Source organism: Pantoea sp. SM3640 (genome assembly GCF_015654165.1).
GTDB lineage: Bacteria > Pseudomonadota > Gammaproteobacteria > Enterobacterales > Enterobacteriaceae > Pantoea > Pantoea vagans.
Map to the genome: position 1 here is coordinate 2,873,683 of NZ_CP064872.1, position 24,686 is coordinate 2,898,368.

The following is a 24,686-nucleotide window of genomic DNA, read 5'->3' on the forward strand; positions in this document are numbered from 1 at the left end:
GATCCCTGTTACCAGAAGCGTCCCGAAGACATTCCGGAAAAATAGACGCAGCATTATAGCGGCATCGCTGGAATGAGTCGAGGACGCTAACTCACCACTTTTCAGCAGGTTTGCTGCTTTTTTGAGCCAGGGATCGCGTTTTTCGCTAAATCACAGAAAAAACGGCCAGCAGGCCGTTTCAGAGAAGGGAAATCAGGCGAGACTTCCGGCACCACGACAGTTAGGTGAAGCCAGAACGGTATCCTGCAACCCTTCCCACTCTTTCAGGGTATAAGTATGCAGGGCTAAGGCATGGACACTGCCCGCTAATTCAGCCGCCAGTTCACTATAAATCAGACGATGACGCGCCAGGAAGCGCTGGCCTGCAAAGCAGTCGCTGACAATAACCACTTTGAAGTGACTTTCCGATCCGGCAGGCACGTTGTGCCGGTAACTTTCGTCATGCACTTCCAGATGAGCTGGTTGAAACGCCACACGCAGCTTTTCTTCTATTTGTTCGCGGATCATGGCTATTACTCCTCAATGGCGAGCGCGGTGCCCCATCTTATTCAATCTTAGTCGCTTTTAGTGCGCTTACCCGCCGGCGGACGCTAAATATTGCATTTTATGTCAGCCCGCTTCCGGCAGGTATCATAACGCAGTCGAAACCATCAGCAAACCAGCCTGTCAGAGAAGAGGCTTAAAACGGTTTCAGAGACAATTTCACCCGTAGCAGGGCTTTTTTCACTGCCGGGCAATGCTATGATGGCCGCAGTTTTTGCAAACCAACCCCCTGACACCCACGAGAAAAAGTATGTTGAAAAAACTGTTATTCCCACTGTTGGCTGCGTTCATTTTAGCCGGCTGTGCAACCAGCAATAATACCCTCACTATCCAGCCTAAAATTCAGCTGCCGCAGCAGGATCCGGGCTTGATGGGCGTGACTGTGAGCATCAATGGTGCCGACCAGCGTAAAGATCAGGCGCTGGCAAAAGTTAACCGTGATGGTCAGTTAGTGACCCTGACGCCATCGCGCGATCTCCGTTTCCTGCTGCAGGAAGTGCTGGAGAAGCAGATGACCGCACGTGGTTATATGATTGGTCCTGATGGCGCGGTCGATCTGCAGATTGTGGTTAACAATCTCTACGCTGACGTGACGCAGGGCAATGTGCGCTACAGCATCACCACTAAAGCGGACATCTCTATCATCGCGACCGCCAAAAACGGCAACAAGCAGGTTAAAAACTACCGCCAGACTTACAGCGTAGAAGGCGCGTTCAACGCTAATAACCAGAAGATCACTAACGCGGTCAACGCCACCATGAGCGATGTAATCGCGGATATGGCACAGGACACCAGCGTTAACGACTTCATCAAGCAGAACGCCCGTTAATACCGTCTCACCTCTGCCCTGCCTCGTGCAGGGCTTTTTGTTATCTGCAGGATCCGCATGAACCACTATCTTCGCCTCTTCAGCCAGAAAAACGCCGCCGTACTGCTGCTCCTTGGTTTTGCTTCCGGACTGCCACTGGCACTGACTTCGGGTACGTTGCAGGCGTGGATGACGGTGGAAAATGTCGATCTGAAAACTATCGGCTTCTTTTCACTGGTCGGCCAGGCCTATGTCTTTAAATTTCTCTGGTCGCCGATGATGGACCGCTATACGCCGCCGTTTCTCGGCCGGCGTCGCGGCTGGTTACTGCTGAGTCAGCTGGCGCTGATGGGCGGGATTGTCGCGATGGGATTTCTGCAGCCAGGCCGCGATCTGACCCTGATGGCGGCGCTGGCAGTGCTGATCGCTTTCTGCTCCGCCTCACAGGACATCGTTTTTGACGCCTGGAAAACCGATATTCTGCCACCTGAAGAGCGTGGCAGCGGCGCAGCCATTACCGTGCTGGGCTATCGGCTGGCGATGCTGATTTCAGGCGGGCTGGCGCTGTGGCTGGCTGACCGCTATCTGGGCTGGCAGGCGACCTACTGGCTGATGGCACTGATGATGGTGCCAGGCATTATTGCCACGCTGATGGCGAGCGAGCCGGACACGCGCACTTCCACCCCGCATTCACTGCGAGAGGCAGTTGTCGACCCGTTGAAAGATTTCTTTCAGCGCAACAACGCCTGGCTACTCATTACGCTGATTATTCTCTACAAGCTGGGCGATGCCTTTGCCGCCTCGCTGACCACCACTTTTCTGATCCGCGGCGTCGGGTTCAATGCCGGTGACGTCGGCCTGGTTAATAAGACGCTGGGTCTGCTGGCGACCATTATCGGGGCGCTTTATGGCGGCGTACTGATGCAGCGCCTGAGTCTGTTCCGGGCGCTGCTGATTTTCGGCGTGCTGCAGGCGGTTTCAAACTTTGGTTACTGGCTGCTGGCGGTGACCGACAAACAGTTGTGGAGCATGGCCAGCGCAGTCTTTGTCGAAAACCTCTGCGGCGGCATGGGCACCGCGGCCTTTGTCGCGTTGTTAATGACGCTGTGCAATAAATCGTTCTCAGCTACCCAGTTTGCCCTGTTATCGGCGCTCTCCGCAGTGGGCCGGGTCTATGTCGGCCCCGCAGCGGGCTGGCTGGTAGAACTCTGGGGCTGGCCAACTTTTTATGCTTTCACGGTGATCGCGGGTGTGCCGGGCCTGGTGCTGCTGGCTTTTTGCCGCCAGACGCTTAATCAGGTCGAGCAGAGTGGCAATTTCCTCACACGAAGCTACTATCCTCATGGCTATCGCTGGACTAATCGTCTGTTTGCAGCCGGTTGCGGCGTGCTGGCTCTCTGGCTGGTCGCGCTGGCACTGAATGCACTGGGACTGACTGCGCTGGCACCGCTACTGACTCGCCTGTTTGAGCTGGGCATGAGCCTCTCTCTGCTGGCGGTGCTTGTCGGGGTGTTGCTGGATTACAGGGCACTGAAGAGAACGCCGGTGTTGCCCGCGTCAGATGCTTAAGTGAAATCGATAGGTTAACGGGCTGCGGCTTATTTTGTGACGTCCGGATAAGTCGCCGTCATTTATCATCGCGTGTTATTTTTAAAAAATAAGAATAGATCCTGAGGAGGCGTAGCGGAAATACTAAAAACCGGTTAGCAATTACTTTAGTTAAATTTCATCGCGCAAATGATGCAGACTTGTTAAATATTTGGGAGTTAAAAGTAAGGGTTATTCCTTTCCCTGATTTTTTTACGGTTACTTCCATCGGTTTTTGTTATATTGATGCCAACTGCTTGTCTGCGTTAATTATTTGTCACCTGGCGCAACATCTGTGACACCCTTAGCAAAAGGTGTCAACACGTATCTGACACATCCTTAAGCTGGTTTACACTGCATAAACCTTCCCGTAAAATGCGCGCACACTTAAACGACAATAGAGCCCTTTGTCATTGAGGTCGTTAAATGAGACTCAGTAAATACAATAAAAGTTTGGGGATTTTGTCATTAATTGCAGGCACTTTATTAATGAGTGGCTGCGATAGTGCATTGTTAAATCCCAAAGGACAGATTGCACTGGAGCAACGTTCGCTGATACTGACTGCCTTTGGCCTGATGTTGATCGTCGTGATTCCCGCAGTCCTGATGGCCGTGGTGTTTGCCTGGAAGTATCGGGCGTCCAACACGAATGCGAAGTACAGCCCTAACTGGTCACACTCTAACAAGGTTGAAGCCGTGGTCTGGACCATTCCGATCCTGATCATTCTCTTCCTCAGCGTACTGACCTGGAAATCAACCCACGCACTGGAGCCCAGCAAACCGCTGCAATCTGATGTGAAACCGGTTGAGATCGATGTGGTTGCACTGGACTGGAAATGGTTGTTCATTTATCCGGAACAGGGTATTGCGACCGTGAACCAGATTGCCTTCCCGGCAAATACTCCGGTGAACTTTAAAATCACCTCTAACTCCGTCATGAACTCTTTCTTCATTCCAACACTCGGCAGCCAGATTTATGCGATGGCGGGTATGCAGACCAAACTGCATCTGATTGCGAATGAACCAGGCACTTTCGACGGTATCTCTGCGAACTTCAGTGGTCGCGGTTTCTCTGGCATGAAGTTTAAAGCCATTGCAACCAAAGACGATGCGGAATTCCAGCAGTGGGTGGCTAAAGTCAAAGCAGCCCCTAACACGCTGACCACCATGGAAGATTTCGAGAAAGTGGCTGTGCCAAGCGAAAATCATCCGGTGGAATATTTCTCTTCAGCTGATCCGAAACTTTTCATGCAGGTTATGGACAAGTTCAGGATGAGCCACGGGAAAATGGACATGCCACAGCATGAAGGTATGGACATGAGTCACGCCGCTTCCGCGGGAGCCGAGGAATAATACGATGTTAGGAAAATTAACACTTGATGCAGTGCCGTATCATGAGCCGATTATCATGGTTACGGTTGCCGCTATCCTGATAGGTGGTGCTGCGCTGGTCGCTGCGCTCACCTATTTTGGTAAGTGGAAATATCTGTGGTCTGAATGGCTGACGTCAGTTGACCACAAACGCCTGGGTATCATGTATATCATCATGGCGTTCGTCATGCTGATTCGTGGCTTCGCAGATGCCATTATGATGCGTACCCAGCAGGTGATGGCTTCGGCCGGTGAAGCGGGCATTCTGCCACCGCACCACTACGACCAGATCTTTACCGCGCACGGCGTGATTATGATCTTCTTCGTGGCGATGCCTTTCGTGGTTGGCCTGATGAACATCGCCGTTCCGTTGCAGATTGGTGCACGTGACGTTGCGTTCCCGTTCCTGAACAACCTGAGCTTCTGGTTTACTGCGGTCGGTGTGATCCTGGTTAACCTGTCTCTGGGTGTGGGCGAGTTCGCACAGACCGGCTGGCTGGCTTATCCGCCACTCTCCGGCGCGGAGTACAGTCCCGGCGTCGGGGTCGATTACTGGATCTGGAGCCTTCAGCTCTCAGGTATTGGTACGACCTTAACCGGTATTAACTTCTTCGTGACCATCCTGAAGATGCGCGCACCGGGCATGAGCCTGTTCAAAATGCCGGTCTTTACCTGGACCGCGCTGTGCACCAACGTCCTGATCATCGCTGCGTTCCCGGTTCTGACCGTGACACTGGCGCTGTTGACCCTTGATCGTTATCTCGGCTTCCATTTCTTCACCAATGAAATGGGCGGGAACATGATGATGTACGTCAACCTGATCTGGGTCTGGGGCCATCCGGAAGTGTATATCCTGGTACTGCCGGTGTTTGGTGTGTTCGCAGAAATTACCGCGACCTTCTCCAAAAAACGTCTGTTTGGTTATACCTCGCTGGTATGGGCGACTATCGCCATTACCGTGCTGTCGTTCATCGTCTGGTTGCACCACTTCTTCACCATGGGTGCGGGTGCCAACGTTAACGCCTTCTTCGGTATCATGACGATGATCATCGCGATTCCGACCGGGGTTAAAATCTTTAACTGGCTGTTCACCATGTATCAGGGCCGCATTCAGATGCACTCTGCCATGTTGTGGACCGTTGGCTTCCTGGTAACCTTCTCTGTAGGGGGTATGACCGGCGTACTGCTGGCCGTTCCGGGCGCTGACTTCATTCTGCACAACAGCCTGTTCCTGATTGCACACTTCCACAACGTAATCATCGGTGGTGTGGTCTTCGGTTGTATGGCGGGCGTGACCTACTGGTTCCCGAAAGCCTTCGGCTTCACCCTGAACGAAACCTGGGGTAAGCGCGCATTCTGGTTCTGGATCATTGGCTTCTTCGTTGCCTTTATGCCGCTGTACGCACTGGGCTTCATGGGTATGACCCGTCGTCTGAGCCAGGATATCGATCCACAGTTCCACCCTCTTCTGGTGGTTGCTGCGGTCGGTGCAGGTCTGATTGCACTGGGTATCCTGTGTCAGCTGACCATGTTCTACGTCTCGGTACGTGACCGCGACCAGAACCGTGATGTGACAGGTGACCCGTGGGGCGGTCGTACGCTGGAGTGGGCAACCTCTTCACCACCTCCGTTCTATAACTTTGCTGTGATCCCACATGTCCATGAGCGTGATGCGTTCTGGGAAATGAAAGAGAAAGGCGAAGCGTACAAACAGCCGGCATCGTATGAAGAGATTCATATGCCGAAAAACAGTGGTGCGGCAATCGTCATCTGCGCATTCGCTACTGTGATGGGCTTCGCGCTGATCTGGCATATCTGGTGGATGGCGGGTCTTTCATTCCTCGGCATGATCGTTACCTGGATCGTGAAGAGCTTCGACGAAGACGTGGATTACTACGTTCCGGTTGCCGAAGTTCAGAAGATTGAGAACCAGCACTTTGACGAAATCAGCAAAGCAGGTCTGAAATAATGTCAACTGAAACTCTGATTAAACATCACCACGACGCCCATGCGGAGCATGGGCATCACGATGCAGGAGCCAATAAAGTCTTTGGCTTCTGGATCTACCTGATGAGTGACTGCATTATCTTCGCAACCCTGTTTGCGACCTATGCCGTCATGGTCAACAACACTGCCGGTGGCCCGGCAGGTAAAGATATCTTTGAGCTGCCGTTTGTTCTGGTAGAAACCGCCCTGCTGCTGTTGAGTTCGATCACTTACGGCATGGCTGTTATCTCCATGAACAAGGAGCAAAAAGGTGCCGTTATCGGCTGGCTGGCGCTGACCTTCCTGTTTGGTCTGGGCTTCATCGGTATGGAAATCTATGAATTCCATCACCTGATTGCTGAAGGCTTTGGTCCGGATCGCAGTGGCTTCCTGTCAGGCTTCTTTACGCTGGTCGGTACCCACGGTCTGCACGTGACCTCCGGTCTGATCTGGATGCTGGTTCTGATGTTCCAGATTTCCAAACGTGGCCTGAACGCGACTAACCGCACCCGTATCATGTGTCTGAGCCTGTTCTGGCACTTCCTGGACGTGGTCTGGATTTGCGTCTTCACCGTTGTTTACCTGATGGGAGCCATGTAATGAGTCATTCTGTTAACGAACATGGCGCTTCACACGGTAGCGTGAAGTCCTACATGATCGGCTTCATCCTCTCTATCATCCTGACGGCAATCCCGTTCTGGATGGTGATGGATGGCAGTGCATCTCACGGTACTATCCTCGGTGTTGTTCTGGTGTGTGCGGTCATTCAGGTGCTGGTTCACCTGGTGTACTTCCTGCATTTAGACAGCAAATCTGAGGGTGGCTGGAACATGGTAGCCATTGTTTTCTCGGCCATCATCATCCTGATTGTCGTAGTAGGCTCACTGTGGATCATGTGGAACCTCAACTACAACATGATGCCTCACTAAAGAGTCACGCGTAATGTTTAAGCAATACCTGCAAGTTACAAAACCAGGAATTATTTTCGGGAATTTAATTTCTGTGATCGGCGGATTCCTGTTGGCCTCCAAAGGCAACACGGATTACGCCCTGTTTCTCATCACCCTGGTGGGCGTGTCACTGGTGGTTGCATCGGGTTGTGTTTTCAACAACGTGATTGACCGCGACATCGACATCAAGATGGAGAGAACCAGGAATCGGGTGCTGGTAAAAGGCCTTATCTCCGCGAAAGTAAGCCTGGTTTATGCCACTGTGCTGGGTATTGCTGGCTTTGCGTTGCTCTACTTCGGTGCTAATCCGCTGGCCATGTGGCTGGCGGTGATGGGCTTCGTAGTGTACGTGGGCATCTACAGTCTGTACATGAAGCGTAATTCCGTTTACGGAACGCTGATTGGCAGTCTGTCGGGTGCTGCGCCGCCGGTTATCGGCTACTGCGCCGTCTCTAACCAGTTTGATGCTGGCGCGTTGATCCTTCTGGCGATCTTTAGCCTGTGGCAGATGCCGCATTCGTACGCGATTGCTATCTTCCGCTTTAAAGATTACCAGGCAGCGAACATCCCGGTTCTGCCGGTGGTGAAAGGCATTTCCGTCGCGAAGAATCATATTACGCTCTATATTCTGGCGTTTATGATTGCCACGCTGATGCTGACGCTGGGCGGTTACGCGGGCTACAAATATCTGGTGGTGGCCGCTGCGGTCAGCGTCTGGTGGCTGGGCATGGCGTTATCGGGTTACAAAACCGCAGATGACCGTGTCTGGGCGCGTAAGCTGTTTGTCTTCTCTATCGTGACTATTACCGCGCTGAGCGTGATGATGTCGGTAGATTCGATGGCTCCGGCTTCGAAGGATCTGCTGACCTACGTCTGGTAACCGGCACCGATACAGCATGAAAAGGGCGCGATTTTCGCGCCCTTTCTTTTTGTTACCACTGCTTAAAAACTATTGTTTTACCCGCCCTGCCCCGCCCCCTAGAATAAATGCAGCACATTAACAGAGGTTGGAATGAACGATAATAAAATGACTCCGGTGGAGCTGCGCGCCACATGGGGCCTCGGTACGGTCTTTTCCCTGCGTATGCTTGGGATGTTTATGGTCCTGCCGGTACTGACCACTTATGGCATGGCATTACAGGGCGCGAGTGAAACCTTAATTGGTCTGGCGATTGGCATCTATGGCCTTGCTCAGGCGATATTTCAGATTCCTTTTGGTCTGCTCTCTGATCGCATCGGCCGCAAGCCGTTGATCGTTGGCGGACTGCTGCTGTTTGTTCTGGGCAGCGTTATCGCAGCCTGCACCGACTCCATCTGGGGCATTATTCTGGGCCGTGCACTGCAGGGCTCGGGCGCGATTGCGGCTGCGGTGATGGCGCTGTTATCAGACTTAACCCGTGAGCAGAACCGCACCAAAGCGATGGCCTTTATCGGCATCAGTTTTGGCGTGACCTTCGCGATTGCGATGGTGGTCGGCCCGGTTGTGACTCATGCATTGGGTCTGCATGCGCTGTTCTGGATGATTGCGATTCTGGCGTCACTGGGAATCGTGATCACCCTGCTGGTAGTGCCATCCGCCTCCCATCATGTCCTGAACCGTGAATCAGGCATGGTGAAAGGCAGCTTCCGCAAAGTGATGGCTAACCCGCGTCTGGTAAAGCTCAACATCGGGATTTTCTGCCTGCACGTTCTGCTGATGTCGAGCTTTGTCGCGTTGCCTGGGCAGTTTGAACAGGCTGGATTCCCGGCCCCCGAGCACTGGAAAGTCTATCTCTCTACTATGCTGATCGCCTTTGCGGGCGTAGTCCCGTTCATCATCTATGCCGAAGTGAAGCGCCGTATGAAGCGCGTGTTTGTCGGCTGCGTCGGGATGATTGTGATTGCGGAGATCGTGCTGTGGGGTGCAGAAGGCCACTTCTGGACGCTGGTAGTGGGTGTTCAGCTCTTCTTCTTCGCCTTTAATCTGATGGAAGCCATTCTGCCTTCGCTGATCAGTAAAGAGTCACCCGCAGGCTACAAAGGCACGGCGATGGGGATTTATTCCACCAGCCAGTTCCTGGGCGTGGCCGTTGGCGGCAGCATGGGTGGCTGGGTGTTTGGTCATTTCGATGCGCAGACCGTGTTCCTGGTGGGCGCGATGGTGGCAGCGGCCTGGCTGTTTGTCAGCATGACGATGCAGGAGCCGCCTTATGTCAGTAGCCTGCGCATCGTCCTGAGTGATGCCGCACTGGCTGTGCCGAATCTGGAGCAGCGTCTGAAGGCGCAGAAGGGCGTTAATTCCGTGTTTATCGTGCCGGAAGAGAAAAGCGCGTATATCAAAATTGATAGTAAGGTCACCAGCCGCCCTGAGCTGGAAGCGCTGCTGGGGAGTTGCTAGTTTAAGAAAATTTTCGCGACAACTTCCGCTCGTTTCGCTTCAGGATCGAGCTGGCTCAGGGAACAGGGTCAGATCGGAAAGTCGCAAAAGCCGCCATCCATGGCACGCTCGGCCCGCGCCGTCCTGGCGCGGGACGCTTTCCTCCTCTGACCCTGTTCCCTGCGCTCCTGAGCTTTTGCGCTGCTGCCAGGTTCACCCGCATTTAAGTTTCTGAATAAATATCAACCCGCGCAATCCTTCTTACAGACCACTAACCAGCTTAAAGCGATGGGAGCCTGTGCCTGTAGCAAAGCATCGCGGGCAGGGACAAAAACGCCGGGAGCGTTTTTGAACAACGCAACGCGTTGGCCCGGCTACGGGCGCACCTCAGGGATGAGGTACGTACTAAAAACGCCGGAAGCGTTTTTGAACAACGCAGCGCGTTGGTCCGGCTACGGGCGCACCTCAGGGATGAGGTACGTACTAAAAACGCCAGGCGTTTTTGAACAATGCAAAGCGTTGGCCCGGCAACGGGCGCACCCCAGGGATGAGGTGCGTAATCGCCCGCGCTGAGCCCGCCATGGATGGCGCTGTTGTGTCTTTGCATAAGGCACTGGCTCCCTGAGCCGGTACACGATCTTGCAGACGCCGCAACTCCTAACCTGCTCTATACGCTAGACATTTTCAAAGTAATATCCCCTATTAATAACAAAAAACCCGGCCTGATCCGGGTTTTTTATCACTGCATTCATGCTGAAAATTCAGCCTCCCCCACTTAATCGCGGAAGTTTTTAAACTGGAACGGCTGGCCCAGATTGCTGCCGCGCACGATCGCCATCGCACCCTGCAAATCATCACGCGCCTTGCCGGTCACACGCAATGCTTCACCCTGAATCTGGGTCTGCACTTTAAGCTTGCTGTCTTTAATCAGCTTCACCAGCTTCTTCGCCACGTCGCTCTCAATGCCTTTCTTCAGTTTGGCATCGACCGCCCAGCTTTTGCCGCTGTGCTCGATCTCTTCCGGCACCTCTAAGGCTCCGCCTTCAATCCTGCGCTTCAGCAACTTCTCACGCAAAATATCGACCAGCTGCTTAACCTGGAAATCAGACTCGCTGGTGATCTTGATGGTTTCATTCTTTTCGTTGAGCTCGAACTCGGCGCTCACGTTGCGGAAATCGAAGCGGGTAGACACTTCACGGTTAGCATTCTCCACCGCATTGCGAATTTCCTGCAGATCGACTTCTGAAACGATATCGAAAGATGGCATCTCTTCTTCTCCTGACGCTAAAGTGACATGCATAATACGCGTCTTAAGGTGCTAAATAAAATCAGGCTGCACACAACGCTATAATGTAGGTGTGACAGTAAATAACAGATGGATAGCCCGCCAGCGGGAGGCAGCATGAAAATTACCGTGTTAGGTTGCGGTGCATTGGGTCAGGTCTGGCTGACAGCGCTTGCCCGCCAGGGACATGAAGTACAGGGATGGCTGCGCGTGCCGCAGCCTTACTGCTCAGCCAATGTAATCGATCCTCAGGGCAACATCTCGAATCGCACGTTTATCGCCAACGATCCGCTGTTCCTGGCGGAAAGCCAGCTGCTGCTGGTCACACTCAAAGCGCCACAGGTTTCACCCGCCGTGAAGAATCTGGAAAGTGTGCTGCCAGAAAACTGCCCGGTGCTGCTGCTGCACAACGGTATGGGTACGCTGGAGGAACTCAAAGGGCTGACTCAGCCACTCCTGCGTGGCGTCACCACGCATGCGGCGATGCGTGATGGCACCGTTATCAAGCACATCGCCAGTGGCATCACCCACATTGGTCCCGGTAACCGCAAAAGCGCCGCTTACAGTGACCTCGCCGACATCCTGCACCCTGCCCTGCCCGACGTTGCCTGGCATGACAACATCCGGGCGGCCTGCTGGCGCAAACTGGCCGTCAACTGCGTCATCAACCCGCTCAGCGTGGAGTATGAGTGCCAGAACGGCGCACTACGCGCGTATCCGGAGCAGATCGCGCAACTGTGCGAAGAGATCAGCTGGGTTATGGAGCGCGAAGGCCAGAACGTCGCTAGCGACAGTTTGCAGGACATCATCTTCGACGTGATCGAAAGCACGGCGGCCAATACCTCTTCGATGCTGCAGGACGTGCGCGCCCAGCGGCTCACCGAAATCGACTATATCAGCGGCTTTCTGCTGCGCCGCGCCCGGACGCACGGCCTGGTGCTGACGGAGAACACCCGTCTGTATGACATTGTAAAACGCAAGGAGTCCCATTATGACCGCGAACGCATCGGTGCTGGTTTGCCTGGCACATGGCAGTGAAGAAACCGAAGCTGTCACCACCATCGACCTGCTGGTTCGGGCGGGCCTGAAGGTTGTCACCGCCAGCGTCGAAAGCGATGGCAGCCGTGAGATCGTCTGCTCACGCGGGGTTCGTCTGCTGGCTGACGTCACGCTGGTTGAAGTCGCCGACAACGATTTCGCCGCCATCGTCCTGCCCGGCGGCCTGAAAGGCGCGGAGACCTTCCGTGACAGTCCGCTGCTGGTCGAAACGGTGCGTCAGTTTCACCTTAATGAGAAGATTGTCGCCGCGATATGCGCAGCCGCAGGCACGGTACTGATCCCTCACGATCTCTTCCCGGTCGGTAACATGACCGGCTTTCCTGGCCTGAAAGAGACGATTCCGGAGGAAAAGTGGATGGAGCGACGTGTCGTCTGGGATCCCCGCGTTAATCTGCTGACCAGCCAGGGACCTGGCACGGCAATGGATTTTGCGCTGAAGCTGATCGATCTGCTGGGGGGAAAAGAGATGGCGCGTGAGGTCGCTGCACAGCTGGTGCTGGCTCCCGGCATTTATGACTATCAGGCGTAAAGACTCAGGCTTAAAACGAGAAAGCCAGTCAGACCTGAACAGGCATTGACTGGCTCAGAGCGATGACTACGGGCGGTAGACTTTAACGTTCTTAAAGCCCTGCTCATGCAGATAGAGCGCCTGCAGACGGCTCATCACACCACGATCGCAGTAGAGCAACCAGGTGCGGTTCTGATCGAGATCGCCAAACTGCGTACTGAGTTTGTAGAATGGCAGCGACTTCACTTCCGTGGCGTTCAGCGTCAGGGGCTTCTCTTCCTGCTCATCAATAGAGCGGATATCCAGCACCACATCGTTGTCACTCAGAAGCGCGACGGTCTCAACTTCCACCACCTCCTCTTCCGTTTGCTCAGCAATAGTACGAATATCGACATTGGTCGCTTCTTCGATGACCCGATCCAGAATCGAGAAGTCGAAATTCTGCTCTTCCGCCTCAATCTTCGCCTTCACCGCCTTCACCGTCGGGCTTTTTGAGATCACACCACAATATTCCGGCATGGTGCTGGCGAAATCTTCTGTGCCAATCTCCCGGGCAACTCTGATGATGTGCTCTTTGTCATGAGAGATCAGCGGACGCAGAATCAGCGTATCCGACGCGTTATCAATCAGGCGCAGGTTGGTCAGCGTCTGGCTCGACACCTGCCCTACCGCTTCACCCGTGACCAGCGCCTGCACGCCGTAGCGCTCAGCAATCGCCGAGGCGGCACGCACCATCATGCGCTTCAGCACCACGCCCATCTGGCCGTCATCCACTTTTTCGAGGATCTCACCGACGACCGGCTCAAAATTGATCGCCACGAAGCGCACGCGGTGTGAACGACCAAAACGATTCCACAGATAGTGAGCAACCTGACGCACGCCAATCTCATGCGCGGCACCGCCAAGGTTAAAGAAGCAGTAATGCACGCGGCTGCCGCGGCGCAGCAGCATATAGCTGGAGACACCGGAGTCGAAACCGCCGGAAATCAGCGACAGCACATCTTCCTGCGTGCCGATCGGGAAACCGCCCAGACCTTCGTAGCGCGCCGTCACCAGCGTCAGGCGATTCTCTTCAACTTCAAGGTTCACCGTCACGTCAGGATTTTTAAGCTGCACGCGGGCGCTTTCAATATGCTGATTCAGACCACCACCCACATAGCGCTCTACATCCTGCGAACTGAAGCTGTGCTTACCGCGACGTTTCACACGCACGCAGAAGCTCTTGCCCTCAAGACTGTCGCGATACTGCGCTAACGTCTGTTCAAAGATGTGATGAATATCGGTGTACTCGCGATCTTCAACCGCTAAAACGTGATGGATACCGGGAATGCGGGAAAGCTCATCGGGAATAATGTCCGCCAGCGCAGCATTTTTTGACCGCACTTCAATGTGATCCCAGTAGCGCACAACGGCGATGTCGTCGCTGACGGTTTTCAGGACGTTGCGGATATTGCTGGCAAGAATCTTGATAAAGCGCAAACGCACCGACGGACTCTTGATGGTGATTTCAGGAAATAACTTGATGATAAACTTCATGGCGACACAGCTTCGTTGGGCAAATAAGTGCTAAAACAGGCGGCACTTAGCTGGTAAAATCACAAAATTGCGGGCTGCAAGGCGCAACCGCATCCGAGGCGCGGGAGTATATCACCTTTGTCAGGTGACTGCTTCTTCATCAGCCGCCGCATTGATTATTTTGCTAATCATAGGGTCTCAGCTACCATGACCGATTGCGAGATAATGTCCCAACCGTGAGTCGACACGAAATATGCCGAAAAAAGCCGAACAGCCAGCCAGCTTTGAAACGTCATTGCAGCAGCTGGAGCAGATTGTCAGCCGTCTGGAAAGTGGTGAACTGCCGCTGGAAGAAGCCCTGAACGAATTTGAGCGCGGCGTGCAGCTGGCGCGGAATGGCCAGCAGACACTGCAGCAGGCTGAACAGCGGGTCCGCATTCTGCTGAACGATGATAAAGATGCCGACCTCACTGCTTTCACGCCGGAAAATGACTAATGGATTTTGCCCGCTTACTCGACGTTTATCAGCAGCAGGTGAACGCCGCGCTGACGCGTTTTATAGAGCCACTTCCTTTTCAGAGTTCTCCTCTGGTGAATGCCATGCATTATGGGGCATTATTAGGCGGTAAACGTCTGCGTCCTTTTCTGGTCTACGCGACCGGCGAAATGCTCCACGCCAATCCGGCGAGTCTGGATGCTCCTGCCGCCGCAGTTGAATGCATTCATGCGTACTCTCTGATTCATGACGATCTCCCTGCGATGGACGATGATGCACTGCGTCGCGGGCAGCCAACCTGTCATATTAAATATGGCGAAGATACCGCGATTCTGGCGGGCGACGCCCTGCAGACGCTGGCCTTTTCCATTCTGGCCGATGAAGCAATGCCCGGTGTCAGCGCCGAATATCGATTGATGATGCTCTCCGAACTGGCAAAAGCCAGTGGCGTAGCCGGAATGTGTGGCGGGCAGGCACTGGATTTAGCGGCGGAAGGCAAATCCGTCGATCTCGATCAGCTGGAACAGATCCATCGCCATAAAACCGGCGCCCTGATCCGCTCAGCGGTACGGCTAGGCGCATTAACGGCAGGCGATGCGGGTCGCGAAGCGCTGCCGCTGCTCGACCGCTATGCAGAGGCGATTGGTCTCGCGTTTCAGGTGCAGGACGACATTCTGGATGTGATCGGCGACACAGCCGTGATCGGAAAACGTCAGGGTGCCGATCAGGATCTGGGGAAAAGCACCTATCCTTCACTGTTAGGCCTTGAAAGTGCCCGTGCCAAAGCGCGGGATTTGTATCAGGAAGCTCTTGATGCTTTAGAATTGCTCGCTGCGCACTCTTATAACACTACAGCACTGCAGGCGCTGGCGAGCTTCATAATTGAACGCGACAAATAACTTCCATAATGAGTCTCTGATGAGTTTTGATATTGCTAAATACCCGACACTGGCGCTGGCAGACACGGTTCAGGCGCTGCGCGCCCTGCCAAAAGAGAAGTTGCCTGCGCTGTGTGATGAACTGCGTCAGTATCTGTTAGACAGTGTGAGCCGCTCCAGCGGCCATTTTGCATCGGGTCTGGGCGTGGTTGAACTGACGGTCGCGCTGCATTATGTCTATAACACCCCGTTTGACCATCTGGTCTGGGATGTGGGTCATCAGGCTTATCCGCATAAAATTCTGACGGGTCGCCGCGATCGCATCGGCACTATCCGTCAGAAAAACGGCGTACACCCGTTTCCATGGCGCGGAGAAAGTGAATATGACGTCCTGAGCGTCGGTCACTCATCGACCTCTATCAGTGCCGGTCTCGGCATGGCAGCGGCGGCAGAACGTGAAGGTCAGGGCCGTCGCACTGCCTGTATTATTGGCGATGGTGCGATTACCGCAGGTATGGCGTTTGAAGCGATGAACCATGCCGGTGATATCAAGCCGGACATGCTGGTCATCCTCAATGATAACGAGATGTCGATTTCCGAAAACGTCGGCGCGCTGAATAATCGCCTGGCGCAGATCCTGTCGGGGAAAACCTACGCACGACTGCGCGAAGGCAGTAAGCGCGTGCTGACAAATCTGCCGCCAATCAAAGAGCTGGTCAAACGCACCGAAGAGCATCTCAAAGGCATGGTCGTGCCGGGCACGCTGTTTGAAGAGCTGGGCTTTAACTATATTGGCCCGGTTGACGGTCACGATGTGCTGACGCTGGTCAATACGCTGAGCAACATGCGCAGCCTGAAAGGCCCGCAGTTCCTGCATATCATGACGAAGAAAGGTAAAGGCTACGCCCCGGCAGAGGAAGATCCGATTGCCTGGCACGCCGTTCCTAAATTTGACCCGGCGATTGGCGAACTGCCGAAAAGCGCAGAGGGTCTGCCGAGCTACTCTAAAATCTTCGGCAACTGGCTGTGCGAAATGGCTGCCGACGATCCGAAGCTGATGGCGATTACCCCGGCGATGCGTGAAGGCTCCGGCATGGTGGCTTTCTCTCGCGAATTCCCGAAACAATATTTTGACGTAGCGATCGCCGAGCAGCATGCGGTGACCTTCGCGGCCGGTATGGCGATTGGCGGCTATAAGCCCATTGTTGCCATCTATTCCACTTTCCTGCAACGCGCCTACGATCAGCTGATTCACGACGTCGCCATCCAGAAACTGCCGGTCCTGTTTGCTATCGATCGCGGTGGTATTGTTGGCGCGGATGGTCAGACCCACCAGGGCGCGTTTGATCTCGCCTATCTGCGCTGCGTGCCGGATATGGTGATCATGACGCCGAGCGATGAAAATGAGTGTCGGCAGATGCTCTATACCGGCTATCACCATCAGGCTGGCCCGAGTGCGGTGCGCTATCCGCGCGGCACCGGTGTCGGTACCCCGCTGGCTCCACTACAGAGTCTGCCGCTGGGTAAAGCAGTCGTGAAACGTCAGGGTGAAAAGCTGGCGATTCTGAACTTCGGTACCCTGCTGCCGGAAGCCGCCGCCACGGCGGAAGCGCTGAACGCGACACTGGTCGATATGCGCTTTGTGAAGCCGCTGGATGAAGCGCTGATCGCCGAACTCGCTAACACCCACGACTCGCTGATAACGCTGGAAGAAGGTGCCATCAAAGGCGGTGCGGGCAGTGGCGTAAATGAGTTTGTGATGGCGAAACGCCTGGGCATTCCGGTACTGAACATCGGCCTGCCCGATGAGTTCATCCCGCAGGGCACGCAGGATGAAGTGCGTCATGACTATCTGCTGGACGCGGAGGGCATTCAGCAACAGATCGCCCGCTGGCTGGCGCAGTAACCTCTCCTCTCTGCGCTCCCCCCTGGGGAGCGCAACATCCTGCTATGCTGTAACCTTTGCACTTTCGCAGGAGCCTCCACCATGAAAACGATTCAACTGGGTACCACCGATCTGCAGGTGTCGCGTCTCTGTCTCGGCTGTATGACCTATGGCGAGCCAACGCGCGGTAATCATGCCTGGACGCTGCCGGAAGCGAGCAGCCGTCCGCTGATCCAGCAGGCGCTGAACGCGGGCATCAACTTCTTTGATACCGCCAACAGCTATTCCGATGGCAGCAGTGAAGAGATTCTGGGCCGGGCGCTGAAAGAATTTGCCCGCCGCGAAGAGATCGTGGTCGCCACCAAAGTCTATTTCCCGCTGACCAATCTCTCACAGGGACTGTCGCGCAAAAATATCCTGCAATCCATTGATGACAGCCTGCAGCGTCTCGGCATGGAGTATGTCGACCTGCTGCAGATTCACCGCTGGGACTACGAGACACCGCTGGAAGAGACGCTGGAAGCGCTGCATGACGTGGTGCAGTCAGGAAAAGCCCGCTATATCGGCGCCTCATCCATGCACGCCAGTCAGTTTGCGCAGGCGTTGCAGCTGCAGTCAGAACAGGGCTGGCATCGCTTTGTCAGCATGCAGGATCAGTACAACCTGATTCAGCGTGAAGAGGAGCGGGAAATGCATCCACTCTGTCTGAAAGAGCAGATCGCCGTGCTGCCCTGGAGTCCGCTGGCGCGCGGTAAACTGACCCGCCCGTGGGGGGAAAACACCGCGCGTTCCGCCTCCGATCAGGTGATGGCGAAGCTCTATGACAACACCGAAGAGAACGATGCCGTGATTGCAGAGCGGCTGGCACAGGTGGCGGAAAGCAAAGGTGTGACGCGGGCGCAGGTGGCGCTGGCCTGGCTACTGAGCAAGCCTGCCGTTACGGCACCGATTATTGGCGCGTCGCGCGCTGAGCAGTTTGAGGATCTGGTGAAGGCGGTGGATGTCACGCTGAGTGACGACGAGATTACCCTGCTGGAAGAAACCTATCAGCCGCATCAGGCGGTGGGATTCGAATAAATCAGAATGTGACGCCCTGGCCGGGCGTCACCTCTTATTCAGGCGTTCAGCCTCGGCAATTAACCCGCCAGCCAGACCCCAAAGCCATAAAGCATGGCCGCAGAAATCACGCCAGCAATGATGTCATCCACCATAATTCCCATACCGCCATGCACATTGCGGTCAAACCAGCGAATCGGCCATGGTTTCCACATATCAAGAATACGGAACAGCACAAAGCCGCCCAGCACCCATTGCCAGCTGTTGACCGGAATCGCCATCAGCGTAATCCACATGCCGATGAACTCATCCCAGACAATACTGCCGTGATCGTGTACACCCATATCTTTGGCGGTGCGATGGCAGAGATAGACACCGACGCAGATTCCAACCAGCACAACCAGCGAATAGAGATCCTGCGGCAGAAAGGTCATCAGCCACCAGAATGGGATGGCCGCCAGCGATCCCATGGTACCAGGCACGACCGGGCTTAATCCGCTGCCGAAACCGGTGGCCAGCAGATGCCAGGGATTGCTCATCCGCAGGCGTCTCTTCGCCACGTCGTTATTTAGTATCAAAGTGATCAAACCCTTTATGATGGAATGTGGCAGGTTTGCCATTATCTAGCAGCGTTAAGCCTTCTGATTCCGGTGCTATCTGCCCGATGCAGGTATAAGGCACGCCCAGATGCCCCAGCGCCACATCAAGCGCGCCGCGATTCACTTCCGGCACGGTGAAGCAGAGTTCGTAATCTTCTCCGCCACTCAGCGCCCAGCGCAATACCTGCTCAGGGTCGAAATGGTCGCGCAGCGCCGGCGACAGCGGCAACGCATCCAGGTTTAGCCGTGCACCACAGCCGCTGGCTTTCAGCACGTGGCCGAGGTCGGAAATCAGGCCATCAGAAAGGTCCACCGCTGAAGAGGCCAGCGCACGCAGTGCCTGGCCCTGCAGAATGCGCGGCATCGGACGCAGATGCCGTTTAATCAGTGCCTCATGCACCGCCGGATCGCTGATGCGGCAGTGATGCTGCAACAGCGCCAGACCCGCTGCGCTGTCACCCAGCGTGCCGGTCACGTAGATCCAGTCGCCCGGCTTCGCTCCGGAGCGTTTCAGGGCGCGGCCCTGCGGCACCAGACCGTGAATCGCCAGCGTCAGGCTCAGCGGGCCACGGGTCGTGTCACCGCCCACCAGCTGCATGTCGTAATATTCCAGCAGTTCAAACAGGCTTTCGCTAAAGGCAGAGAGCCAGCTCTCATCGACCTGCGGCAGCGTTAAGGCCAGCGTCAGCCACGCGGGATCCGCGCCCATGGCAGCGAGATCGCTAAGATTAACAGCCAGGGCTTTGTAACCCAGATCGGCAGGATGAATATCCCGTAAGAAGTGCACACCCGCGACCAGGGTATCGGTGCTGATCGCCAGCGTCTGTTTTTCCGGCACGCTAAGTAACGCACAATCGTCACCGATGCCGAGTTCGACATCACGGCGGCTGCGTGTTCTGCGGTTGAAGTAGCGTGCGATGAGTTCAAATTCACCACAAGACATAATTACGTTCCGCTTAACTCTTCATGAAAAAAGGCCGGCAAGCCGGCCTTTTTGTTTATTTGCGATTGGGTCGAATTTGTGGACCGGCTTTATCCAGCACGCCGTTAACAAATTTATGACTGTCTTCGGCACCGAAGACTTTCGCCAGCTCAATCCCTTCATTGATGGCCACTTTATAGGGAACATCATCACGCTTGCTCAACTCATACAGCGAGATGCGCAGGATAGCTTTTTCTACCTGGCCCAGCTCTTCGAGCTGACGCGACAGATAGGGCTTCATCAGTCCATCCAGATACGCACTGTTGGTCGCCACACCGGACAGCAGTTCGCGGAAGTAAGTAATGTCGACGTCTTTGACGTCCTGTTCCGCCAGAAACTGGTATTCCACATCGGCAATGTCGTTATTCGACAACTGCCAGGAGTAAAGCGCCTGAACAGCGCACTCACGGGCGCGACGACGAGCAGCAGGTTTCACAAAATTCCCCTTACAAAAATCAGGCTTTAATGGCTTTCAATACGTTGATCATTTCGAGCGCAGTCAGCGCCGCTTCAGCACCTTTGTTACCCGCTTTGGTGCCGGCACGCTCAATGGCCTGCTCGATGCTTTCAGTGGTCAGCACGCCGAACGCGACAGGAATGTCGCTGTTCATGGCAACGCTGGCGATACCAGAGCTGGCTTCACCCGCCACATATTCGAAGTGCGCAGTGCCACCACGAATAACGGTGCCGAGTGCGATAATCGCATCATGTTTGCCGGAGTTCGCCAGCGCACGTGCTGCCAGCGGCAGTTCGTAAGCACCCGGCACCCAGACAACGGTGATATTTTCATCTTTGACCTGGCCGATACGTTTCAGGGCATCAACTGCGCCATCCAGCAGGCTGTCATTAATGAAGTTGTTAAAACGCGCGATGACGATGGCAACATTGGCATCAGGCGTTGCAACAGCAGCTTCGATAACTTTCATACTTATCCTTTCAGGGGTTTGGTTGGCCCCGCGCAGGGGGGCGGATTCTATCATACTCTTAGGCGGCGTGCTCTCGCTTTTCCGGGCATGCTATTGCGGTGTCAGGGTCAGACGTAAATCGTCACCGACCTGCCGGACATCGCTGAAACGGAACGCAGGTGCGTCAGCCAGTTGGCTGAGCCCCGGCAGCTGACACAGGCCGCGTCCTTCATGACCTAACAGCTTAGGTGCCAGATAAACGATCAGTTCATCCACCAGCCCGGCCTGTAACAGGACACCGGCGAGCGTCGCACCCGCTTCAACCCAGACGCTGTTAATCTGTCGCTGTCCCAGCAGCATCATCATCGCCACCAGATCCAGCTGCTGTTCGCGCAGCGGCACGGCGATTTGCGTGACGTCAGCGGGCCAGAGCTGCTGATCCGGCTGATGGCGCATCAGCCAGGTTTCGCCCGGCTGTAAGATGAGCCGATGCTGCGGCGTCACGCGATTCTGGCTGTCGATAATCACACGTACCGGCTGACGCAGTTGCTGCTCATCAATCAAAGCCTGGCTGTCGGTATTGAGTTCAGACCAGCGCACTGTCAGAGAGGGATCGTCCGCCAGCACCGTAGCGCTACTGCTGAGAATGGCGGCGCTTTGCGCCCGCAGACGCTGCACATCACGGCGGGCAGCCTCAGAGGTGATCCACTGGCTCTCGCCACTGGCCATGGCCGTGCGGCCATCCAGTGACGCGCCCAGCTTGAGCTGAATCCAGGGAAAGCCGGTGCGCATGCGCTTGAGGAAGCCGCGATTGAGTGCTTCGGCTTCCGGCATCATCAGACCATGGCTGACGTCGATGCCCGCCTGATGCAGACGGTGCAGTCCGCGCCCCGCGACCTGCGGATTCGGGTCCTGCATGGCGGCGACGACACGGATCACACCTGCGGCGATCAGCGCATCACAGCAGGGCGGCGTGCGGCCATGATGGCTGCACGGCTCCAGCGTGACATAGGCCGTTGCGCCACGCGCTTTCTCGTCAGCCATGCGCAGAGCGTGGACTTCGGCATGGGGTTCACCAGCACGCTGATGCCAGCCCTCACCCACGACTTCACCATCGCGCACAATCACACAGCCGACATTCGGGTTCGGCATGGTCGTAAAACGGCCGCGTCGCGCCAGTTCCAGCGCACGCGCCATATAGCGTTCGTCCATACTCTAATCCTGTAACCGGGCGATCTCTTCGCCAAAATCGCGAATATCTTCAAAGCTGCGGTAAACCGAGGCGAAGCGAATATAGGCGACTTTATCGAGCTTTTTCAGCTCATCCATCACCAGATTGCCAATCAGCTTACTGGGGATCTCTCGTTCGCCGGTGGCGCGCAGCTGCGTTTTAATATGGTTTACGGCGCTTTCTACCGCGTCGGCGCTGACCGGACGCTTCTCAAGCGCTTTCATCATCCCGCTGGCCATTTTGTCTTCATTGAAAGGCTCGCGCACATCATTGCTTTTCACCACGCGGGGCATCACCAGTTCCGCCACCTCAAAGGTGGTGAAGCGTTCATGACACATCAGACACTGGCGGCGGCGTCGCACCGAGGAGCCTTCACTAACCAGACGAGAATCAATCACTTTGGTGTCCACAGCGGAGCAGAATGGGCAATGCATGACGTTTCCTGACGCGAGAGTGATGGGCCATACAGTGTAGCGCGAACTGCGAATCAACAAAATCTCTTCCGTGTCTTTCGCGGGATTCTCATCGCAGGATAAACGATGCTAAATTTCGTCTGCGGCAAAAGGGACTACGCTTTAAGAGCTGCAATTAAAATTTTCCACTAACACATTGGAGGTTGTATGGGTCTGTTTAACTTTGTGAAAGAAGCCGGTGAAAAACTCTGGGACGCCGTAAACGGCGGTGACGATCAGAATAAAAAGCTGCAGGATCACATCAACAAGCTCGGCTTGCCAGACAGCGACAAGGTGGACGTAAAGGTCAATGGCGATACCGTCACCGTGACCGGCGATGGCCTTTCTCAGGAGCTGAAAGAGAAGATTCTGATCGCGGCAGGTAACGTGGCAGGCATCACAAAAGTGGAAGACAAGGTCACCGTGACAGACAGCGCGGCCGAGTCAGAGCTTTACACCGTGAAGAAAGGCGACACGCTGAGCGCTATTTCTAAACAGGTTTACGGTAACGCTAACGAATATAACAAGATTTTCGAAGCGAATAAGCCAATGCTCACCCATCCTGATAAGATCTATCCTGGCCAGGTTTTACGTATTCCAAAATAACGGACAAGGATAACTTATGAGCAGGATGGTTTGGGTTCCGGTGGCGTTCTCACTGGTGGCGCAGAGCGGCTGCAGTAGCAGTGCAGGTAACCCGCAGGTCAGAGAGCTGCATCAGGAAGTGAGTCAGCTCAATCAGCAGATGCAGCATCTGACCACGCAGGCCAGCGCGCTGGAGATTCAGGGACAGCTTAACAGCCAGTTGCAGCAGGGTGCCTGGCTGGTGCCACAGGCGAATACGCCAGTGGCGCTGCAGACTCAGCTCGGCACGTTGCGACTGACGCTGTCCCCTGTCACTGCGGAAGCCAGCGGTTCGCGGGCAACCCTGACCGTACGCTCAATGGACGATCGGCCTTTGCCCGCCCTGCACGCAACGGTGATCTGGGGTGAACTCGACCCGACGACCGGTAAACCGCTGAGCAGTGACAGTCTGACGCAGACGGTCGCGCTGCCTGCCTCGCTGCTGCCGCAGCATTCGGCGAGCATTCCGCTGCGTCTCAGCGGCCTGACGCCGGAGCAACTGGGTTATGTCCGCGTGCATAACGTGACCGCTGACGCACCGCCCCCGACATCCCCTGCGGCACCCGCTAATCCTTAGCCGTGGTGCAAAAAACGGGCAGCCAAAAGGCTGCCCGTTTTTATTTCTGACGCGCGATTAAGGCAGGATAGAAGGCTGATCGGCGCCCTCTTTCTCGACTTTCTGCACCATCATATGTTCACGCTTCATGCCCAGCTTCAGCGCCAGCGCTGAAGAGACATAAATGGATGAAATCGTACCAATCGTCACACCAATCAGCATGGTCAGTGAGAAGCCTTTCAGCAGCGCACCACCAAATATGAACAGGATGAGGATCATCGCCAGCGTCGTCAGCGAGGTAATCAGGGTACGGCTTAACGTCTGGGTCAGTGACACGTTGGTAATATCGTAAGAGCTGCCGCGACGGATCTTGCGGAAGTTTTCACGAATACGGTCAGAGACCACAATTTTATCGTTAAGCGAGTAGCCAATCACCGACATCAGCGAGGCAACAATCGTCAGGTCGATTTCAATGCGGAACAGCGCCAGCAGGCCGCAGGTGATGATCACGTCATGCGCCAGCGCCAGCACAGTGCCCAGCGCCAGACGCCACTCAAAGCGAAAGCCGATATAGATCAGAATCGCAATCAGTGCCGACAGCAGCGCCATCGCACCCGCCTGCGCCAGGTCGCTGCCCACACTCGGCCCCACGAACTCAATGCGCTTAACGGTCGCGTTTTGCTGCGTAGTCTGGTTGATCACCGACACCACTTTATTGCCTAACTCGGTACCTGCCGGGCCGGTAACCGGTGCCATACGCACCATCACGTCACGGCTGCTGCCAAAGTTCTGCACCAGCGGCTCGTCAAAGCCCGCTTTCACCAGTTCGCTACGCAGCGTGTCGAGGTCGGCCGGTTTCTCCAGCGCGATCTCAATCACCGTACCACCGGTGAAATCGAGGCCCCAGTTAAAACCACGCACGCCCACGATCGCAATCGCGGCCACAATCAGCAGTCCTGAAATGATGAAGGCCAGCTTATCCCAGCGCATAAAGTCGACGACTTTACGCCCGTGGTTTAACTGCTCAATGTTATATTCCTGTGCCACAACGCAC

Annotated in this window: 26 protein-coding genes; 16 read left to right on the top strand and 10 right to left on the bottom strand. The window is 55.2% G+C overall.

The genetic code is table 11. From position 1 onward, the window contains the following. Positions 1-192 precede the first annotated feature (192 nt). Positions 193-507, bottom strand: coding sequence for a transcriptional regulator BolA (gene bolA / locus IV493_RS13465; protein WP_033731761.1), 315 nt, complete (start codon positions 505-507; stop codon positions 193-195). 286 nt (positions 508-793) lie between these two features. Here bolA and IV493_RS13470 point away from each other — a divergent pair, with 286 nt between their 5' ends. From IV493_RS13470 to IV493_RS13505, 8 genes are all read left to right on the top strand, one after another. Then, positions 794-1,372: a lipoprotein gene (locus IV493_RS13470; RefSeq protein ID WP_013356991.1), complete on the top strand. Its 579-nt coding sequence runs from the start codon at positions 794-796 to the stop codon at positions 1,370-1,372. 57 nt (positions 1,373-1,429) lie between these two features. After that, positions 1,430-2,920, top strand: a complete 1,491-nt coding sequence (gene ampG / locus IV493_RS13475; RefSeq protein ID WP_195857280.1) for a muropeptide MFS transporter AmpG — start codon at positions 1,430-1,432, stop codon at positions 2,918-2,920. A 444-nt stretch (positions 2,921-3,364) separates the two neighbouring features. Beyond that, entirely contained in the window at positions 3,365-4,291 is a 927-nt protein-coding gene (gene cyoA, locus IV493_RS13480; RefSeq protein ID WP_033731758.1) for a cytochrome o ubiquinol oxidase subunit II, read from the top strand. Positions 4,292-4,295: 4 nt separating this feature from the next. Next, positions 4,296-6,278, top strand: a complete 1,983-nt coding sequence (gene cyoB, locus IV493_RS13485) for a cytochrome o ubiquinol oxidase subunit I (RefSeq protein ID WP_013356988.1) — start codon at positions 4,296-4,298, stop codon at positions 6,276-6,278. Further along, positions 6,278-6,895: a cytochrome o ubiquinol oxidase subunit III gene (locus IV493_RS13490; RefSeq protein ID WP_009091720.1), complete on the top strand. Its 618-nt coding sequence runs from the start codon at positions 6,278-6,280 to the stop codon at positions 6,893-6,895. The genes cyoB and IV493_RS13490 overlap by 1 nt, the downstream gene beginning before the upstream one ends. After that, positions 6,895-7,224 (top strand): cytochrome o ubiquinol oxidase subunit IV, encoded by a 330-nt coding sequence (locus IV493_RS13495; RefSeq protein WP_008924889.1) that lies wholly within the window; start codon positions 6,895-6,897, stop codon positions 7,222-7,224. The genes IV493_RS13490 and IV493_RS13495 overlap by 1 nt, the downstream gene beginning before the upstream one ends. 13 nt (positions 7,225-7,237) lie before the next feature. Then, positions 7,238-8,125, top strand: a complete 888-nt coding sequence (cyoE, locus tag IV493_RS13500) for a heme o synthase (protein WP_010255394.1) — start codon at positions 7,238-7,240, stop codon at positions 8,123-8,125. A 132-nt stretch (positions 8,126-8,257) separates the two neighbouring features. Continuing rightward, positions 8,258-9,622, top strand: coding sequence for an MFS transporter (locus IV493_RS13505; protein WP_033782162.1), 1,365 nt, complete (start codon positions 8,258-8,260; stop codon positions 9,620-9,622). Between the two features lie 754 nt (positions 9,623-10,376). Here the strand turns inward: IV493_RS13505 and IV493_RS13510 are convergent. Then, the gene (locus IV493_RS13510) at positions 10,377-10,868 is read right to left on the bottom strand and encodes a YajQ family cyclic di-GMP-binding protein (protein WP_195857281.1); all 492 of its coding nucleotides are present in this window, start codon (positions 10,866-10,868) and stop codon (positions 10,377-10,379) included. Between the two features lie 135 nt (positions 10,869-11,003). Between IV493_RS13510 and panE the strand changes: the two genes are divergently transcribed. Together panE and yajL are read left to right on the top strand one after the other, a co-directional pair. Next, complete coding sequence (gene panE / locus IV493_RS13515) at positions 11,004-11,924, top strand: 2-dehydropantoate 2-reductase (RefSeq protein WP_033731754.1); 921 nt, start codon at positions 11,004-11,006, stop codon at positions 11,922-11,924. Further along, positions 11,878-12,474: a protein deglycase YajL gene (yajL, locus tag IV493_RS13520; RefSeq protein ID WP_195857282.1), complete on the top strand. Its 597-nt coding sequence runs from the start codon at positions 11,878-11,880 to the stop codon at positions 12,472-12,474. Before panE ends, yajL begins: the two co-directional genes overlap by 47 nt. 66 nt (positions 12,475-12,540) lie before the next feature. Here yajL and thiI read toward each other — a convergent pair whose 3' ends face one another. After that, the gene (gene thiI, locus IV493_RS13525; protein WP_195857283.1) at positions 12,541-13,989 is read right to left on the bottom strand and encodes a tRNA uracil 4-sulfurtransferase ThiI; all 1,449 of its coding nucleotides are present in this window, start codon (positions 13,987-13,989) and stop codon (positions 12,541-12,543) included. 232 nt (positions 13,990-14,221) lie between these two features. Here thiI and xseB point away from each other — a divergent pair, with 232 nt between their 5' ends. From xseB to IV493_RS13545, 4 genes are all read left to right on the top strand, one after another. Next, positions 14,222-14,464 (top strand): exodeoxyribonuclease VII small subunit, encoded by a 243-nt coding sequence (gene xseB, locus IV493_RS13530; protein WP_013356982.1) that lies wholly within the window; start codon positions 14,222-14,224, stop codon positions 14,462-14,464. Continuing rightward, entirely contained in the window at positions 14,464-15,363 is a 900-nt protein-coding gene (gene ispA, locus IV493_RS13535) for a (2E,6E)-farnesyl diphosphate synthase (RefSeq protein WP_095707609.1), read from the top strand. The genes xseB and ispA overlap by 1 nt, the downstream gene beginning before the upstream one ends. Before the next feature lie 19 nt (positions 15,364-15,382). After that, positions 15,383-17,248, top strand: coding sequence for a 1-deoxy-D-xylulose-5-phosphate synthase (dxs, locus tag IV493_RS13540; RefSeq protein WP_013356980.1), 1,866 nt, complete (start codon positions 15,383-15,385; stop codon positions 17,246-17,248). Positions 17,249-17,329: 81 nt separating this feature from the next. Then, entirely contained in the window at positions 17,330-18,304 is a 975-nt protein-coding gene (locus IV493_RS13545) for an aldo/keto reductase (protein WP_195857284.1), read from the top strand. A gap of 59 nt (positions 18,305-18,363) precedes the next feature. On the opposite strand, the gene pgpA is transcribed toward IV493_RS13545, so the two are convergent. The 6 genes from pgpA to nrdR all read right to left on the bottom strand — a co-directional run bounded on the left by pgpA (position 18,364) and on the right by nrdR (position 22,434). Then, a complete protein-coding gene (pgpA, locus tag IV493_RS13550; RefSeq protein ID WP_195857285.1) occupies positions 18,364-18,903 on the bottom strand; it encodes a phosphatidylglycerophosphatase A in 540 nt (179 codons plus the stop codon). Then, entirely contained in the window at positions 18,848-19,825 is a 978-nt protein-coding gene (thiL, locus tag IV493_RS13555; protein WP_095707612.1) for a thiamine-phosphate kinase, read from the bottom strand. Before thiL ends, pgpA begins: the two co-directional genes overlap by 56 nt. 55 nt (positions 19,826-19,880) lie before the next feature. After that, positions 19,881-20,300: a transcription antitermination factor NusB gene (gene nusB, locus IV493_RS13560; protein ID WP_013356976.1), complete on the bottom strand. Its 420-nt coding sequence runs from the start codon at positions 20,298-20,300 to the stop codon at positions 19,881-19,883. A 19-nt stretch (positions 20,301-20,319) separates the two neighbouring features. Continuing rightward, entirely contained in the window at positions 20,320-20,790 is a 471-nt protein-coding gene (gene ribE / locus IV493_RS13565; RefSeq protein ID WP_195857286.1) for a 6,7-dimethyl-8-ribityllumazine synthase, read from the bottom strand. Between the two features lie 90 nt (positions 20,791-20,880). After that, a complete protein-coding gene (ribD, locus tag IV493_RS13570; RefSeq protein ID WP_195857287.1) occupies positions 20,881-21,981 on the bottom strand; it encodes a bifunctional diaminohydroxyphosphoribosylaminopyrimidine deaminase/5-amino-6-(5-phosphoribosylamino)uracil reductase RibD in 1,101 nt (366 codons plus the stop codon). A gap of 3 nt (positions 21,982-21,984) precedes the next feature. After that, positions 21,985-22,434, bottom strand: coding sequence for a transcriptional regulator NrdR (gene nrdR, locus IV493_RS13575; protein WP_009091750.1), 450 nt, complete (start codon positions 22,432-22,434; stop codon positions 21,985-21,987). Between the two features lie 186 nt (positions 22,435-22,620). Between nrdR and lysM the strand changes: the two genes are divergently transcribed. Then, positions 22,621-23,058, top strand: coding sequence for a peptidoglycan-binding protein LysM (gene lysM, locus IV493_RS13580; protein ID WP_033782154.1), 438 nt, complete (start codon positions 22,621-22,623; stop codon positions 23,056-23,058). Positions 23,059-23,074: 16 nt separating this feature from the next. Then, positions 23,075-23,653, top strand: a complete 579-nt coding sequence (locus tag IV493_RS13585) for a DUF3251 domain-containing protein (protein WP_195857288.1) — start codon at positions 23,075-23,077, stop codon at positions 23,651-23,653. A gap of 57 nt (positions 23,654-23,710) precedes the next feature. On the opposite strand, the gene secF is transcribed toward IV493_RS13585, so the two are convergent. Next, the gene (gene secF, locus IV493_RS13590) at positions 23,711-24,679 is read right to left on the bottom strand and encodes a protein translocase subunit SecF (RefSeq protein ID WP_013356971.1); all 969 of its coding nucleotides are present in this window, start codon (positions 24,677-24,679) and stop codon (positions 23,711-23,713) included. Positions 24,680-24,686 lie beyond the last annotated feature (7 nt).

Bases quoted from the DNA above. Each gene is read 5' to 3' on its own strand.
- ampG (WP_195857280.1), top strand. From the start codon at position 1,430: ATGAACCACTATCTTCGCCTCTTCAGCCAGAAAAACGCCGCCGTACTG.
- IV493_RS13505 (WP_033782162.1), top strand. From the start codon at position 8,258: ATGAACGATAATAAAATGACTCCGGTGGAGCTGCGCGCCACATGGGGC.
- yajL (WP_195857282.1), top strand. From the start codon at position 11,878: ATGACCGCGAACGCATCGGTGCTGGTTTGCCTGGCACATGGCAGTGAA.
- panE (WP_033731754.1), top strand. From the start codon at position 11,004: ATGAAAATTACCGTGTTAGGTTGCGGTGCATTGGGTCAGGTCTGGCTG.
- IV493_RS13545 (WP_195857284.1), top strand. From the start codon at position 17,330: ATGAAAACGATTCAACTGGGTACCACCGATCTGCAGGTGTCGCGTCTC.
- IV493_RS13510 (WP_195857281.1), bottom strand. From the start codon at position 10,868: ATGCCATCTTTCGATATCGTTTCAGAAGTCGATCTGCAGGAAATTCGC.
- cyoE (WP_010255394.1), top strand. From the start codon at position 7,238: ATGTTTAAGCAATACCTGCAAGTTACAAAACCAGGAATTATTTTCGGG.
- cyoB (WP_013356988.1), top strand. From the start codon at position 4,296: ATGTTAGGAAAATTAACACTTGATGCAGTGCCGTATCATGAGCCGATT.
- lysM (WP_033782154.1), top strand. From the start codon at position 22,621: ATGGGTCTGTTTAACTTTGTGAAAGAAGCCGGTGAAAAACTCTGGGAC.
- IV493_RS13585 (WP_195857288.1), top strand. From the start codon at position 23,075: ATGAGCAGGATGGTTTGGGTTCCGGTGGCGTTCTCACTGGTGGCGCAG.
- ispA (WP_095707609.1), top strand. From the start codon at position 14,464: ATGGATTTTGCCCGCTTACTCGACGTTTATCAGCAGCAGGTGAACGCC.
- nrdR (WP_009091750.1), bottom strand. From the start codon at position 22,434: ATGCATTGCCCATTCTGCTCCGCTGTGGACACCAAAGTGATTGATTCT.
- thiL (WP_095707612.1), bottom strand. From the start codon at position 19,825: ATGTCTTGTGGTGAATTTGAACTCATCGCACGCTACTTCAACCGCAGA.
- IV493_RS13470 (WP_013356991.1), top strand. From the start codon at position 794: ATGTTGAAAAAACTGTTATTCCCACTGTTGGCTGCGTTCATTTTAGCC.
- xseB (WP_013356982.1), top strand. From the start codon at position 14,222: ATGCCGAAAAAAGCCGAACAGCCAGCCAGCTTTGAAACGTCATTGCAG.
- cyoA (WP_033731758.1), top strand. From the start codon at position 3,365: ATGAGACTCAGTAAATACAATAAAAGTTTGGGGATTTTGTCATTAATT.
- thiI (WP_195857283.1), bottom strand. From the start codon at position 13,989: ATGAAGTTTATCATCAAGTTATTTCCTGAAATCACCATCAAGAGTCCG.
- IV493_RS13495 (WP_008924889.1), top strand. From the start codon at position 6,895: ATGAGTCATTCTGTTAACGAACATGGCGCTTCACACGGTAGCGTGAAG.
- bolA (WP_033731761.1), bottom strand. From the start codon at position 507: ATGATCCGCGAACAAATAGAAGAAAAGCTGCGTGTGGCGTTTCAACCA.
- IV493_RS13490 (WP_009091720.1), top strand. From the start codon at position 6,278: ATGTCAACTGAAACTCTGATTAAACATCACCACGACGCCCATGCGGAG.
- ribD (WP_195857287.1), bottom strand. From the start codon at position 21,981: ATGGACGAACGCTATATGGCGCGTGCGCTGGAACTGGCGCGACGCGGC.
- pgpA (WP_195857285.1), bottom strand. From the start codon at position 18,903: ATGGCAAACCTGCCACATTCCATCATAAAGGGTTTGATCACTTTGATA.
- ribE (WP_195857286.1), bottom strand. From the start codon at position 20,790: ATGAAAGTTATCGAAGCTGCTGTTGCAACGCCTGATGCCAATGTTGCC.
- dxs (WP_013356980.1), top strand. From the start codon at position 15,383: ATGAGTTTTGATATTGCTAAATACCCGACACTGGCGCTGGCAGACACG.